Below are 16,393 nucleotides of genomic sequence, written 5' to 3'. Positions count from 1 at the left end.
CCTTATCTTAGTTTAGAGTGGTCATATTCCCTTTTGTATTGCTTATATAGACACACTATTCTAAATCAAAAGTAACTATAAATTCACAAAACGTACATAATTTAATCTTGATTATATACCATTTCATTATAATACACCCTGTTTTTTTTTACTATAAACTACTATTAATATGATATTTAGATTGAAAAATGCAAAAGTGGATACCTAAGAATCGCTTCTAAGATATCCACTATTTTTAGTTAATAAATTATATTAAAATAACAATAACTCTATATTGAGATTCCTAAATACTATCCTGCCATTTAAGTAAAACTACTCTCTAAAACACCAATATCATACATATACCCAAATTAAGACATATATCAATCAACATAAAGCAAATCTATAATTTTGAAAAGTCCTTTTTTTTGAAAAAATTTTTTTAAATTGTTTTTTTACTACGAAAAAGTCAATGACTGCAATAGTTTTATCTCACTAACTAGCTGTCAAAAAAATTTTTTCTGAAAATCAAACCATTTTACTTTTCAAAAAAAGTGTTATAATCGCCAAGAATTTAAAATTTTCATTTTTGGAGGCATATGATGGTATTACGTGACTTTTTCATTTATTTATCAGAGAACAAATTATTAAACAGCGCTGCACAAAAATATGGTTTAAAAATGGGTGCCCAAAGTGTTGTTGCTGGTACAAGTTTACCAGAAGTTGTGCAATCGATTAAAGAATTAAACAAGGCTAATATTTCTTGTACTGTCGATAATCTAGGCGAGTTCGTCTACGAAAAATCAGAGGCAACTGCTGCCAAAAATAATATTTTAGCTGTTGTACAAGCTATCCATGATGAACAGCTTGATGCACACATCTCTCTTAAACCTTCACAATTAGGTTTAGATATTGATTATGCATTTTGCTATGAAAACTTAAAAGAAATCGTAGCTCTTGCACATCAATATAATGTTTTCGTGAATTTTGATATGGAAAACTACGAGCGTTTACATAGCTCTTTTGAATTATTAGAGGAATTACACAAAGAGTATGATAACGTAGGGACAGTTATTCAAGCTTACTTCTTCGAATCAGAGGAAAATATTGAGAAATATAAAAACTTCCGTTTACGTATTGTAAAAGGTGCTTACAAAGAACCTGAAAATGTGGCATACCAATCAAAAACTGATATTGACCATAATTACTTAAAACTAATTGAATATCATTTGTTACATGGTAAATTTACTTCAATCGCTACACACGACCATAATGTGATCAACCATGTAAAACAATTTGTGAAACAACACAATATTCCAAATGAAAAATTCGAATTCCAAATGCTATATGGTTTCCGTAAAGAAATGCAGCTAGATCTTGCACGTGAAGGTTATAACTTCTGCACATACCTTCCATTTGGTAATGATTGGTACGGTTACTTCATGCGTCGTTTAGCAGAGCGTCCGCAAAACGTAGCACTTGTAACAAAACAAGTGTTTAACAAAAAAACGAACATGGCAATTGGCTTAGGAGCCGCAGCATTTGCTCTTGGTCGCCTTTCAAAAAAAGGTAAATAATTACACAAGCTGAGAGCTATCCATCAGTTTAGTAATTCTATCCTTCAGTTAGATAGTTCCATCCTTCACTTTCGGGAACCTATCCAAAAAAAGCGAAAACATCGTTAATCAATGTTTTCGCTTTTTTTATTGAGCTTATAGTTTTTAACACGATACTGTAAACTTTGTCGACGAATCCCCAATGCAGCAGCTGTTTTAGAAATATTTCCTTGATGAAAGTCCAATGCCTTCGAAATATAGTACTCCTCTACCTCTTTCATATAGACATCTAACGGTCGAATATCCTGTTGATTTTTAATAACAAACAAGTCACTCGTAGAAACCTCTTTTTCCGTCTCCTCACAAGAGCTTTGAATTTTCCATTTGAAATGCACAGGTAGCATATGTGATTCAACGATTGTTTCATTGGTGATCAATGAGGTAATTTCATCCAACAGGACTTCTAATTCCTTTAAATTCCCAGGCCAATCATATTTTAAAAAAGTATCTCGTACTTCTTCTGAAAGCCCTTGAATAGATGAGCCAAAGCTATCACGATGCCTTTTGAAATAATCATCGATAAAAGGCATAATATCTTCTTTTCTTTCTCGTAAAGGAGGCACATAAATCGTAATACCTGAAAAAAGTCGGTAAAGCTTTTTGGATAGCTCGTGCTTTTGAATTAGATCAATTGGATCTTTGCCAACACTAGCGATTAAAACATGCTGATGATTCGGATGATTATTGAAAAGTTCAACAATCTTTTCTTGTGCTTCTAGAGATAAATATTCGATGCGCTCAGCAAAGAAGGTTATTTTCTCCTTTTCCACAATATATTTTTCAAATTGCTTTAAAACCGTTTTCTCATCTCGGCGGCAAATTAAAGCAATAAACATATCATTTTGCACCTTTAGATCATGATGAATTCCCTCTGCAACCATATCAATCCCAGTACCTGATTCCCCTATCAATACAACAGGCATTCTACTTAGCGCCACAATTTTTGCCTTTTCAATGACATCCTTCATGACTGGTGATACGGCCGTGATGATGTCAAATGTCAATGGTGCGCCATACCTTCTTAATGGCTGATACATCATGTATTCAAGCTGTGTAATATCTCGGGCAAATTCCACAGCGCCTATTAAAGAGCCTTCATAGTGCAACGGATAAATATTGCTTATATAGGTCACTTCTTGATTTTTTTTATTCCAATACGTTTTTTTTATATTGTGCACTGGCGTTTCAGAGCTGAGGACCTTATAAATATCACTTTTTTCGATTTCAAAATCAATGATCTCTAAGGCTCGCCTCTCCTCAAATTCATCCTCATTAACGCCTTCTAATTCTCTCATTTTTTTATTGTATATAAGCAATTTGCCCTCAGTGTCTACCACGCAAATTCCCATATCGCCTTTTTCAATGACGTATTTATAAATACTTAGTAGTACATTATTATCCATCTTGTCCTCCTGTATTCCATTAAGCTTATTCTAACACCAATATGAAAAGCAGATGCAAAAATTAAAAAAGTTTTAAAATTTGAGTTGATTAATGCCAAATTATATTGCATTATATAATTAACACAATCTTAAAAGGTGCATAATCATTTGGCACCACTTATCCATGGGGAGGAAACTGACATGATTCCATACAAACACGAACCATTCACAGATTTTTCACAAGAGGCAAACTACAATGCTTATGTAGAGGCTTTAAATAAAGTTGAAGGTTATTTAGGTCAAGACTACCCACTAATTATCGGTGGCGAGCGCATTACAACGGAAGATAAAATTGTTTCGTACAATCCTGCAAAGAAAACAGAAGTCATTGGTCGCGTTTCGAAAGCAAGCAAAGATTTAGCTGAAAAAGCAATGCAAGCGGCAGATGAAACATTTAAAACTTGGAAAAAAGTTGATCCAGCGATTCGTGCGGACGTTTTATTCAAAGCAGCAGCGATTATTCGTCGTCGTAAACATGAATTCTCTGCTTTATTAACAAAAGAAGCTGGGAAACCATGGGCAGAGGCAGATGCAGATACAGCAGAAGCAATCGACTTCTTGGAATATTATGGTCGCCAAATGCTACGCATTAAAAACGGTCAACCAGTAGAAAGCCGTCCAGGTGAATACAACCGTTATGACTATATTCCACTAGGAATTGGTATCGTCATCTCACCTTGGAATTTCCCATTTGCAATTATGGCTGGTACAACAGTAGCTGCTTTAGTAACAGGGAACACAGTTTTATTAAAACCAGCTTCAACAACTCCAGTTGTGGCGTATAAATTTATCGAAGTATTAGAAGAAGCAGGCCTTCCAGCAGGTGCAGTGAACTTCGTACCAGGTTCTGGTGCTGAAGTAGGTGACTACTTAGTTGATCATCCAAAAACACGCTTCATCAGCTTCACAGGTTCACGTGATGTCGGCTTACGTATCAACCAACGTGCATCTGTGTTAAATGACGGTCAAATTTGGATTAAACGCGTTATCGCTGAAATGGGCGGTAAAGATACAATCGTAGTCGATAAAGAAGCAGATTTAGAATTAGCTGCACAATCAATCGTGAAATCAGCATTTGGCTTCTCTGGTCAAAAATGTTCAGCATGTTCTCGTGCTGTTATCGTAGAAGATGTATATGACCAAGTGGTGAACCGTGTAGAAGAGTTAACAAACGCTCTAACAGTGGGAGATCCAACAGATTTCAGCAATTTCATGGCAACAGTAATCGACCAAGCAGCATTCAATAAAATTACGGAATACATCGAAATCGGTAAAGGCGAAGGTCGCCTAGTAGCTGGTGGTACAGCGGATGATACAGTCGGTTACTTCGTACAACCAACTGTATTCGCGGACGTAGAGCCTTCTGCACGTATTATGAAAGAAGAAATCTTCGGACCAGTCGTAGCGATTGCAAAAGCAAAAGATTTCGATCACGCAATTGAAATTGCAAACGATACAGAATACGGTTTAACAGGTGCTGTTATCACAACTAACCGTGTGAACCTAGAAAAAGCGCGTGAAGAATTCCATGTAGGAAACCTTTACTTCAACCGTGGCTGTACAGGCGCAATCGTTGGTTACCAACCATTTGGTGGCTTCAACATGTCAGGTACAGATTCAAAAGCAGGTGGCCCAGACTACCTACAACTGCATATGCAAGCAAAAACAACTTCAGAAATGCTTTAATTATTATCCCAATAAAATGCCGTACATTGTTTCTTAGCACACAATGTACGGCATTATTTTTATGGACAACACAAAGGACATATATAATAGAAGAAACTCATGTGAATTTCGATTCACTTCCCCTCCCCTATTTTAAACTAACTCTCCCATCAAAATATAAAAGCATACTTATTGCCTATAAAAGGCTGGTATATTTTATGGTATTTCTAACATTTGACCCTTATCTTGATTGTGTAACTTTGTTAAAATGATATCAGTTTAGGAGGGTAAAACTATGAAAAAACTATCAATTTTTATGTTGCTCATGATGCTTGTTAGTCTAGTCATTTGGCAACCCCAATCGGTCTATGCAGATGAGCTATCAGGACATATGCACGAGAGTGGTCTGCGCTATTTAATTCAGAAAGATGCATTGCTGAAAGATGCAAATGGTAGCTATCGTCCAAATGCTACGGTGACACGCGGTGAATTCGCCACATACATAGCAAAAGCGTTAGATTTGGACGCAAAGAACGAGATAACGTTTACAGATGTCTCAGACACATATTTATTTGCAAATGAAATTAAGCTTGCTGCTACTGCTGGAATTATTACTGGCTATACGGATGGCTCATTTAAGCCGGATGACCGTATTTCAAGAGAGCATATGGCAGTTATGCTAATCAGAGCTGTTGATTATTTAAAAATACCAAAAGGTACTTCTTCTATTACCTTCAAAGACAATACCACTATTTTTAAAGATTTCCGTCAAGATGTTGCAATCGGTGCACAATTAGGACTTATTAAAGGAAGCTCCAATGGCATGTTTTTACCTAGAGACAATGCCACAATTGGTGAAGCGTCAACATTTATCTTACGATTAATCCTTCTTGCTGATCAGGTTGACGCTGGTAAAAATGAAAACAACGGTAACTCCGAGAATAACGGTAATACTAATAATAATGAGAACAATAATAATACTGGTAATAACGGTAATACTACCGCATATATCGTCAAAGAAATTTCAAATGGTAATCTAGTAGACAAGCAAACCTTTACTAGCTTTGAAGCAGCTGAAAAAGCGATGACGAATAATTCTTTAGTGATTACTCAAAATAATAAAATTATCAAAATGACTTCAGGTTATGTTGTAACGAATAATTATGTGGCACTGAATTCTGAAACCATAAAGGATCAAATCGCAGTTGCTGGTAATACAGAAATGGAGTATCTAGGTAGTGATGCCACACAAGTAAAAGTACGCTTAGCTGGTCATACTGGCTATTTAAAGCAGGCAGACGTTAACTTAATTCCTTCTACTTTAGTGAAAGGCCGTTCTTATTACACAAATGAATATGGTGAAATAAAACATACCTTATATGATTATAAAACAAATAAATATTCAGCTAGTTACGTGTATGGCAAGGCACCTAGCTTTATGAAGCAGGGTGAGAAATACTTTAGCTGGGATGGCATTAACTTTACCAATGCTGATGGTTCTTCAAAAGGAGAAGCCTATAACTACTATCAATTCTTACCAGCCCGTGCAACAACTCAATATACAGTAGAAGAGCTAGATCAATATATTGTGGAAAAATTAGCAGAGGTTGAAAGCTCTGGTGCTTCGATTTATAAAAATGCCACAACTAAAAGTAAGCTACTTGGCTTAGGTTCTGTATTAAAAGACGTGGAAGCAAATTCTCATATCAATGCTATGCTTATTTTATCTCTAGCACAGCATGAGAGTGCCTATGGTATGAGTGATCACGCTCAAAACCTAAACAATCTATTTGGATTATATGTCTATGATACAAATCCACTGAACAAGAAGTTTGATAGTGTCGAAGCTAATATTAATGAGTTGGTTGAAAAATTCTTACAGCCAAATTATATCACGCCAGGCGGACGTTATACGAATGGCGCAGTTGTTGGCTCTAAGGCTATTGGCTTCAACGTAAAATACGCTTCAGATCCATTCTGGGGCGCCAAAGTTGCTGGACATTATTATCGTGCAGAAAAAGCTTTAGGCTTTAAAGATGCGAATAATCCTTATAAAATTGCACTCACAACAACAGCTGGACTAAATGTTCGTGCAGATGCATCAACAAGTCAAAGTCCACTCTTCACATTTAGTAAAAGTAATATGCCGGTCATTGTCACAGATACAAGCTCAAACGGTTGGTATCAAGTTGTTTCGGATAAACTAAATACTGAACCAGGATATATTAGCAAGGATTACATTAAATTCATTAATACCGTGAAATAACAGCAAATGGCTGCCTCTTCTAATTGAGGTAGCCATTTACTGTTGTTAAAAAGGATAAAGTTACTAGCAGAAAAAGACCTTTTCATAAGGCGAGAGGTTGATTTCCGTTCCGCTAGCGTCCTTTCCAGGGGGCATCCGATGAGCCGCTTCACTCACTTCCGTTCGCTCCAGGGTCTCCTCTGCGACGCTAAATCCCCTAGGAGTGACGCTGGCTCCTCTCCAATCAACCATTCTACAAAAGTGTTTTTTCCTTTTATTTCATACTAACAGTTGTGAAAAATATGAAGAAACGATGAGTGATAACTCCTCGCCATAAAATTAGTAGTAAACACTTTATTTAAAAACCTTTGCTAAAAAGTTAACATTTTGTGGGTTGGAGTGGAAGGCTACTTGACTCCCGTGAGATAGAGAGTCAGGCGAGCCCACAGAAAAGCAAGTAGCCTGCAAACGAGGCATCCATTTATATAGATTTGTTTGTCTTTCTCTAATGTGGGTATATAGAGAATAAGAAAAACGATTCCAAAGGCTAGTACAGCTTGGGAATCGTCTCTTAATCACTTATTGTTTTTTATAGTATTGCAAAATACCATTATAAATAGATTCTGCAAATAATTTAACGTATTGATCATTTGTCATTTTACTGTTATCCTCTGTATTCGTTAAGAAACCAAGTTCCACTAGAATGGACGGGATCACCATATTACGAATTACGTAGTATTGCTCTTGCTTGACACCACGGTTTTTCATATTTAAATTGTTGACAATTTGATTATTAACATAAGTCGCTAAATCAATGTCTTCCTGATACATATCTCCTGTAGATATTGCATAATATGTTTCAGTACCAGAAGCTGACGTATTAGCAGCAGAGTTGACATGAACACTCACGAAAATTTCACCATAGTTTGCTTGAGTAAAGTCTACGCGATCTTGTAATGATGGATACGTATCACCAGTACGTGTCATATAAACTTTTGCACCAGCATTCTCTAGTAATTGTTTCACTTGTGTGCTGACTTTTAGTGTAATGTTCTTTTCAGAAGCAGAGCCCTTAACTGTACCTGGATCTTTACCACCGTGACCTGGGTCTAGGATGATAATACGATTTTGTAAAGGTTTAGCTGTTTGATTTAATAGTTTCAAATAAGACTTGTGAACATAGCCTGTTTGGCCATTATAAGTGATTTCTACCCAGTAACCATTGATGCTATTAACTTGGACATACTCTCCTTTATTCAACTTAAATAACACAGCTGATGTAGAGTTACTTTGACTGCGAACATTTAAGTTATCAACCGTTACTCTTCCAAGCACATCACCTGAAGCTGGTGGTGGTGTAGGATCTGGATCTGGATTCGGATTTGGCTTTTCTTCTTCCACAGTATCCGTAGTGCTGCTCGCTACAATATAACCTGGTAAACCATTTACTTGTGTTAAGTAGTAGCCACCAATTGTTTTGTAAACAGGAAGCTTTTCATTCGCTTTAATTGATGAAATTACTTTTGCTGAAGAAGTAGGCTTCACATATAAATTGATAGCATTTTTTGTCGTTACTTCTTTTTCGACTGTTCCTAACTCATTGCCATCTGCATCTACAAATTCTGCATATTGCTTATAAACATAGGCATATGCCCCTTTATAAGTAACCTTTAGCCAATTACTTTCAACAGCGTAAACTGATAATTTACCGCCTGTATTGACTTTACCTACAATGTTCGTACTTGAAGTAGAATCTTTTGATTTACGGATGTTTAACCCATCAGTAGTGACCTTCACTAAGCCAATGACTTGTGATGTATCTGGAACTTGTACACCTTTTACAGGAAGCTCTAATCGATATTTTTCACTGTTTGCACGTGCAACGAATAATGAGAATTGTGAACGTGTTACAGTGCCATTTGGTAAATACGTATTACCTGTTCCGTTTGTAATACCATTATAATAGATTGTATTGATGTATTTCACATATTCGTGTGTGATTCCTACATCAGTAAATGGTGAGTCGATCCCCTCATACTCACTAGTATCTAAATTAAAAGCCTTTGTTAATACATAACTCATTTCTCCACGAGTTAGAGGCTTATTTGGTAAGAATTGGCCTTTTATATTTTTGTCGAAAAATCCTAGCTGTACAGCACGTTCTATGTAACCTGACATTTCAGTGCCGACTGTAACATCTGAAAAGCTAGATTTATTTACAACTAATGGTTTATTACCAGAGGCCACAACAACCATTTTAGCTGCTTGTCCTCTTGTTACACTATTATTTGGGCCAAAGACTCTTTTACCATTCACAAAGTAACCTTGAATTACCCCCAAATTTACTAAATAATTGATTTCTTCATAGGCTGGGTGATTTTTAGTAACATCTTCAAATGTTATATTCGAATTGTTAGCTGCACTGACACTTGCACTATGTATCGTAAACATAGAAGCCGAAATGAATAAGACGCACAAGATAAGACTAATTTTTTTGATGTTCAATGTCTTATTTCCTCCCTTCTTGTTCTCTTAACGTGTCCATTTTAACAAAATTAGCTAAATAAAGCATCATACAATAGAACTGTTAAAATTTAATTTTCCAATTCACATCCTTTCCTACAAAATTATCATAAAAATAGAAGAGTCTGCTATTGCAAACCCTTCTTCCATTATACGCTATTCAAAAGATCATTTCTTGCAATCTATGACACAATTAAAGTGTTAACTTTATGAACTTATTGTTGAATTCTTTCAATAAATACTTTTAATTGTTCGATTTTTAGTAATTCATCAGAACCGAAGCTACCATCTCCGTCACCATTTGTAATGCCATTTGATGCTAGAGTAGACACATACTCATTAGCCCAGCTCTTTTGAGGTACATCACTAAATGTTACACTTCCACCATTGTTTTCAAGGCCAAATGCTAACACTAATACTTTAGCAATTTGCGCACGCGTAATTGGTGAAGACGGGTTGAATTTACCATTTGCATCGCCTTCAAAGATACCTAATTTAGCTACAGCTGCAATAGCACCTGCGTGAGCATATGTAGGTTTTACATCAACGAAACTAGTAGTAGTATCAGATGTATCTAAGTTTAAAGCTTTTGCAATTTGTACTGCTACCTCTGCACGAGAAGCATATACAGAAAAGTCAATAGCTGCTTGCTTTACTTCAGCTTGTTGTTGAGCATCAAATGTTGCCACGCGTTTTGCACCTACATAACGATCACCCCAATAATATGGGTCATTAACATTTGAGTAGCTTACACCTTGACCAGTTTGAGAGTGGATCATTTTACCATCACCTATGTATATCCCCACATGTGAAATCCCACTACCACTTGTATTGAAAAATACTAAATCGCCAACTTGAAGATCACTCTTTGCAACTGCAGTACCTTGTTGATATTGTGATCCTGACGTACGGTTTAATTGAATGCCTAAGTCTGAAAATACTTTAGAAGTAAAGCCTGAGCAATCAAAACCGCTTGTTGTTGTACCGCCGTATTTATATGGAACACCTAAATATTTAGAAGCTGTATCAGTTAAATCTGCTTTAGACGCTGCTTCAGCAGTATTAATATTAGTAGTTGAAAATAACATAAAAGATGCAAAAATCGGTAATAACCATTTCTTATTCATACTTTTGTTATACCCCTCTCAAAACTTTTTTGCCTATACATAGACTATCACAAAAGAGGCTCATGTTATTTTTCAATTGTGTAACGGTTTTAGACAGCAAAAAAACGCTGTAATACCAACGTTTGGTGGTATTCCCAGCGTTAAAAGGGGGATTTTTTTATCGTAATTTGGAACTTTCGTAACATTTCTGTAATATTAGCGATTCTTTGTTACACAACAACTTATTGACTAGAGAACATTTGAACCCAATAGTAATTTCCTTTGCTATCCTGTGCTATTGCAACACCCGTATTTGTATAATGTTCTTTTAAAATATTATCTCGATGACTTGGAGAAGCCATCCATGCCTTTACTGCAACTTCTGGCGTTTTAATATTTCTAGCAATATTCTCTCCAAAACTTGTATAGTTGTAATCAAATAATGTCGCTAAATCCCAAGGTGCCCCATAATATGGAGAAACGTGTTCAAAATAATGACGCTTTACCATGTCCTGTGCTTTGATAATAGCGATTTGTGTCAGCTCTGAATCATAGACAACAGGTTCCAGCTTATTCTTCTGTCTTTCAACATTAATTAATTCAATCACCTTTTTAGACCACTCGGAAGAAAGGTTTACAGTTGGGATATAATCCTTTGCAAGATAGTCATAAGCTACTTCCAATGCCTTAATTTTTTGCTGAAAAACAATGCTCCGCTCAACAAAAACAGCAAACTGAGCGCGTGTTACCATTTGGTCAGGAGCAAAATGTTTAGCATCCACTCCACCGATAATGCCGATATCTGCTAAGGATTCGATATAATCTTTTGCCCAATGAGTACGTGTAATATCTGCAAACTGGCTATTATTTTTGCTATCTACTTTAAACTGATACGCAAGTGCTAGCATTTTTGCCACCTGCATACGCTTTAAAGGCTCTTCTGGTTGAAAGGCATCACTTTTTTGAATGACTCCTAGTTTAACAAGCTGACAAATTTCCTTGTAATAAGGATGTGTTGTAGGAACATCCTTAAATTTTACAGGGTTTTCAATGTCAATGTTTGTTTGAAGAGAGCGTGCAATAGCAGCAGCAGCCTCTGCCCTTGTAATAGCTTGCTCAGGCTTAAAAGTGTTATCGTTATATGTAGTCATATATTGTTTAGTGAGCATATGTTGAATTGAGGCATTTGCCCAGTATGAATTTGTCACATCTACAGCCTTTGCAGATGCTGCTTCGACTTGACTAAAACTAGTTAAACTTCCTACGGTTGCAGCTATTGAAAGTACCATTATACTAAGTAATTTTTTCAACAGGGCTACCTCCTCACGTTGGCAAAATGAATATGTATCAAATGGTACCTCCCAATCAAAGCGACCATTTATACTATAAGATACGAAATTCAAATGATATAGTTTCACTTTTTTGGAAAATAATATTAAGGTCCACTTTTTCTTACTTATAAAAGGAGTTTTCCCGTAATAATCATTGGGAAAACTCCTTTTTTATCATACTATTGAATCATTTTAAGATAGTCTTCTAGAATGCGGTAATTATACACTAAGCCCTGTTGCTCAATCGACAAATTACTATAATCTTTTTGAGCAGCTAGCACCTTTTTCTCAAATGATGAGCTGTCTGGATCAATGTTTCCGATAGCTTGAACAACTTTGAGAACGGCAGCCACATCTTTTTCAGCCTGCTTTAAGACATCCTCATTAATGACTTGTCCTTTAATTTTAGAGTCCAATGCCTTATATGCTGCAACGGCATTCGCCACATCTTCAATATATGTCGAAGAACTTGGAGAAAGTCCCGCTATGATCTCTACAACCTTCTTCACATCAGCTAAACTTTTCTCTGCTTCGAGTAAAATAGAATAGTTGGAGATACGCTGTTTATCTGTCGTATTCAAACTATCATACTCTTTACGCGCCGCTTCCACCATGCCAAAGTAATATTTATCCTTTGGATTCAATTTAGCAATATTATTATAAACCTTTATAACACTATCTAGTGAAAGCAATAGTTGGTCGTTATAAACATAGCGTCGTTGATCAGCATTGAGTTTATCATAAGCTTTTAAAATCTTTTGGTATTGACTATTCATATCTTTTGCCGTTAGCAATCGATCTATATCTTCTACAATACTTATTACAGGCTTTATTAGCTTTTCTTGATCTTGTAGCACTTGATAATTTTGAACAGCTCGTTGCTGATCCTTTGGTAAAGCATTGTAAGCAGCACGGATTTCTTGAATGCGTTTTACATATTGCTTTGGATCAACAGATGGTAAACCATCAATCATTTGCATGACATTACCAGCACCTAAAATACTAGACTCCGCTGCTTGCAATAAGTAGTAGTTTGTTACATATTGCTTCATATCGTCAGATAGTGCATCGTAAAGTGAGCGTGCTCGTGACGTATCTTGAAGGAAGGTGTTACTTGAAGACTTTAGTTTACTAATCAATTCCATCACATTGGAGATAGGCTCAAATTTCAAGAGAATATCAATATTGTCGATATATTTTTTTTGATCTTTCGATAGTTTATCATAAGCTTTACGTGCTGAGCTTACCTTACTAACAAAGCTTTTTGATTCTGGATCTAACTCATTAATTTGAACCATCACACTTAAAATTGGTTTAACCGCTTTCTCACGTGTTGTTAGATCTTTAATATTCGTCACTAATTTCTTTTGGTTAGATGACAACTTATCATATGCTACACGGGCATTCATTAGCTTCGTTAAATAGTCGGCATCCTGCACTTCTGTTAAGTTTATAAGCTCAACCACGCTCTGTGCTAGGCCCTGCTCATTTTCTGCTGCTACCAGTGCATCATAGTTTACTATCGCTTGCTGCTTCTGTTCTGGCAAGGCATCATAAAGCTCACGCGCTGTTTTCATATCTTGATAGAATGTTTTACTAGTAGGCTTTAATGAAGCAATAAGACCAATTAAGGAAGCAACATCCTCAACAGCAGTGAGATTAGCATAGTTTGTTACACGTTTTTGGGAAACTTGATCAAGCGCATTATAGGCTTTACGAGCATCAAGAACCTTTTTTGTATAATCCTTATTTGTTGGATTTAAGGCATCAATCATTTGAATAACCTTGATTACCGCTTTGTTATCCTTCTCGTAGGAGCTTAACATTTTAGCTTGCTCCACTAGCTTTTGTGCGTTTTTATCCATTGCTTTATATTCAGCTGTCAGATCGGCTACCTTTTTGACAAATGTATCAGGTCCTTCATTTGCTAATGCTATAATACGGTCATCAAATGCCTTGGCCGTATTGATATAGCCCTGTGCTTTTGTTAGGTCCTCGCTGTTTACTACCTTTACCTTAAGAGATTCACCCAATTTATTAAACGCTTCATCTGCTTTTGCCACATCATCTTTATACGTTTTTTTAGATGTATTTAATGCACTAATTTGCACCATTACGTCAATTGCAGGAATAACATCTTTTAAATCTTTATAATTTTGTACAAATGTCTTATTCTTATCATCTAGCTTCGCATAAGCCGTATAAGCTGATTTTGCTTTAGAAATATAGCTTTTTGAATTGGAATCTAGTTTTTCAAAGAGAGAGATAACATTAACGACTGATTTATAGGATTTCTCTAAATCTGTTAACACTTTAATATTCGTTACTCGCTTTTTAGCTGTCGTTGATAATGCATTGTAAGCTGAGCGTGCAGCCAGTATTTCTTCAATTGCCACATTCGTGGACGCACCAAGATTCGTAATTTTCTCTTTAACCTGTTCTACAGTTGTTTCTTCATCTGTCAAAGCCTTTAATTCTTCTGTTAACTTTGTTTTCAAATTATTAAGAGCTTCTTCATAGCCGCTACCTTGTGCATCTAATTGATCTACTTGGTTTTTTAATTCGGCAAGCTGTGTGCTGTAATCAGCTGAAGGCTTTAATGTATTGATTGCTTTTGATACATTAGCGTATTGTACAAATAACTTTATCTTTTCAGAACCCTGAACCAAATCTTTATCATTGGCATTCAACTTGTCGTAGGCAGTCCAAGCAGATAGGGTTTTACTTTCAAATGTTTTTGCGGCTGGATCTAAGCTATCGATTAACTTATCTACCTTTAATGCCGCACTTAAATTTTTCTCCCACGTTGTTAACTCTGCTAAATTATTGACTATTTTTTTGACATTTGCTACGTTGATAGTTGCTCCAGACTGTGATGAAGGGACATCATAAGCTTTTCGTGCTGTTTTAATTGCTTCAACTTTATTAGTAGCATCCTTAATTTTCTCAATCAATCCTTCAATGAATACTGCAGAATCAATATTCTCACTCGCTGTTTCTAAATCTACACTGTTTTTTACATATAATTTAATTTTATCTAAATTATCGTAGATTGTCTTTAATGATGAAACTGAATCACGATAAGTCTTTTCACTTGAAACTCTTAGAGATGAGATTTGCTTAGAAACATCTGCTGCTTGTATAAATGGTTTTAAATCATCATAGTTTGAAACTAAATTCTTTTGAGCATTGTTTAGGCTATTATATGATTTTTCAATAGCTGCTACGGCACTTATAAAACTTGTTGCTGAGGAAAAGTCTGAAGGTTGCTTTGCCTTTAGCTGATCGATACTTAAAGAGACTTTATCCACTGCTGACAGACCTGTTAAAACATCCTTATACTTTTTAAAAGGTGTTACTGCTTCGTTTTTGGGGTTATAGGCTTCGACTATTTTCTTTTGATCTGCTGTAAGTGCATTATAAGTAGTCGTAAAACTTTTTATTGCAGTAGCATCTAGTAAATTTAATTTATCTAATTCATCTGTAGCTAATTTCGCTGTAGCTGCATCACTAATGAATTTATTAAGTCTGTAGATATCTACTCCCTTGCCTTTAAAGTAGGCATTGCGTTCAGCATCAGTATAGCCATACTGTAAAGATGTGCCACGAATTGTATTGGCAATATCTTTTGCATCGTTAACAAGTGCCTTATTGACAGCTGTTTCAAATTCCTCTTGAACAGTTACATACGCTTTTTGAGCATCCTTGCCAACATTTAAAAAGTTAGTATATTTCGTTTCTAAAGCTTCAACCTCTGCAATAAATGTTTTACTTGTAAACGAGATTCCCAACATTTCTTTCCCTATTGTTTGTAGCTCACTTAATAGGCTACGTTGCTCCTCAACATAGGTATACTTTGCTTGAATAAATTCAATTTCGTGTTCATTAAAACCTGCAGCACTTAGAACTTGAAGATCTCCTTTTGCAATGACCATGTCATCAGGCCCTGAGTTCTCCGACAGCTTACCAAATTGTGCAATAAGCTGATCTCTTGTCGTTGCAGCCGCTACCTCGTTCGTATAGACAACTTGCTCCGTATGTGTTGTAACGCGGGATTGTGCATCATTTTCCTGTGCATTGGCTATAGTCGTAGGTGCTAATAAAAGACCTGTTATGACTCCTGCCGTCAATTTTCGATTCAATCGAACCACCCTTTCATCGTTTATGTATAGGAAAATGATTGTGTTCATTTTCATTTAGAAATTATGACTTTAGTATCGGTGTAAAATGCTTGATTTCAAGCCATTCTAATACATTTACAAAATCAGACATATCAAAAGTAACTTTTCAAAATTACTAGCTAGAAAAACAGGAAGTTATTTCAATTATACTATACAATGGTGTTATGAGATTTTCACCAATCGACATATAATGAGAGAAAGCGTTTTTTCAATGAATTTATTGGAAAAAAACAGCTATTTTCATATGTCATAATATCTTTACAAGGTGTATACTACAACTTTGATATCCTATTTTGGAAGAAAGG

8 protein-coding genes are annotated in these 16,393 nt (G+C 35.8%); 3 read left to right on the top strand and 5 right to left on the bottom strand.

The window, feature by feature from the left end; translation table 11 throughout:
* Positions 1–581 precede the first annotated feature (581 nt).
* Positions 582–1,556 (top strand): proline dehydrogenase family protein, encoded by a 975-nt coding sequence (locus JTI58_RS12280; protein WP_205441201.1) that lies wholly within the window; start codon positions 582–584, stop codon positions 1,554–1,556.
* A gap of 104 nt (positions 1,557–1,660) precedes the next feature.
* On the opposite strand, the gene JTI58_RS12275 is transcribed toward JTI58_RS12280, so the two are convergent.
* Complete coding sequence (locus JTI58_RS12275; RefSeq protein ID WP_205441199.1) at positions 1,661–2,998, bottom strand: AAA-type ATPase lid domain-containing protein; 1,338 nt, start codon at positions 2,996–2,998, stop codon at positions 1,661–1,663.
* A gap of 180 nt (positions 2,999–3,178) precedes the next feature.
* Here JTI58_RS12275 and pruA point away from each other — a divergent pair, with 180 nt between their 5' ends.
* Both pruA and JTI58_RS12265 read left to right on the top strand, forming a co-directional pair.
* Positions 3,179–4,723, top strand: coding sequence for an L-glutamate gamma-semialdehyde dehydrogenase (pruA, locus tag JTI58_RS12270; RefSeq protein WP_205441196.1), 1,545 nt, complete (start codon positions 3,179–3,181; stop codon positions 4,721–4,723).
* A gap of 274 nt (positions 4,724–4,997) precedes the next feature.
* Positions 4,998–6,968: an S-layer homology domain-containing protein gene (locus JTI58_RS12265; RefSeq protein ID WP_205441194.1), complete on the top strand. Its 1,971-nt coding sequence runs from the start codon at positions 4,998–5,000 to the stop codon at positions 6,966–6,968.
* 558 nt (positions 6,969–7,526) lie between these two features.
* Here JTI58_RS12265 and JTI58_RS12260 read toward each other — a convergent pair.
* The 4 genes from JTI58_RS12260 to JTI58_RS12245 all read right to left on the bottom strand — a co-directional run bounded on the left by JTI58_RS12260 (position 7,527) and on the right by JTI58_RS12245 (position 16,058).
* A complete protein-coding gene (locus JTI58_RS12260) occupies positions 7,527–9,452 on the bottom strand; it encodes an N-acetylmuramoyl-L-alanine amidase (RefSeq protein ID WP_205441192.1) in 1,926 nt (641 codons plus the stop codon).
* A 233-nt stretch (positions 9,453–9,685) separates the two neighbouring features.
* A complete protein-coding gene (locus JTI58_RS12255; protein ID WP_205441190.1) occupies positions 9,686–10,597 on the bottom strand; it encodes a C40 family peptidase in 912 nt (303 codons plus the stop codon).
* Positions 10,598–10,818: 221 nt separating this feature from the next.
* Positions 10,819–11,886 (bottom strand): CAP and S-layer homology domain-containing protein, encoded by a 1,068-nt coding sequence (locus tag JTI58_RS12250; protein WP_205441188.1) that lies wholly within the window; start codon positions 11,884–11,886, stop codon positions 10,819–10,821.
* Positions 11,887–12,086: 200 nt separating this feature from the next.
* Positions 12,087–16,058, bottom strand: a complete 3,972-nt coding sequence (locus JTI58_RS12245) for a rhoptry family protein (RefSeq protein WP_243455996.1) — start codon at positions 16,056–16,058, stop codon at positions 12,087–12,089.
* Between the last annotated feature and the right edge of the window lie 335 nt (positions 16,059–16,393).

This window comes from Lysinibacillus fusiformis (genome assembly GCF_016925635.1).
Taxonomy (GTDB): domain Bacteria; phylum Bacillota; class Bacilli; order Bacillales_A; family Planococcaceae; genus Lysinibacillus; species Lysinibacillus fusiformis_F.
Note: the sequence above shows the minus strand (reverse complement) of the source record. Positions and strands in the feature narration are given on the sequence as shown.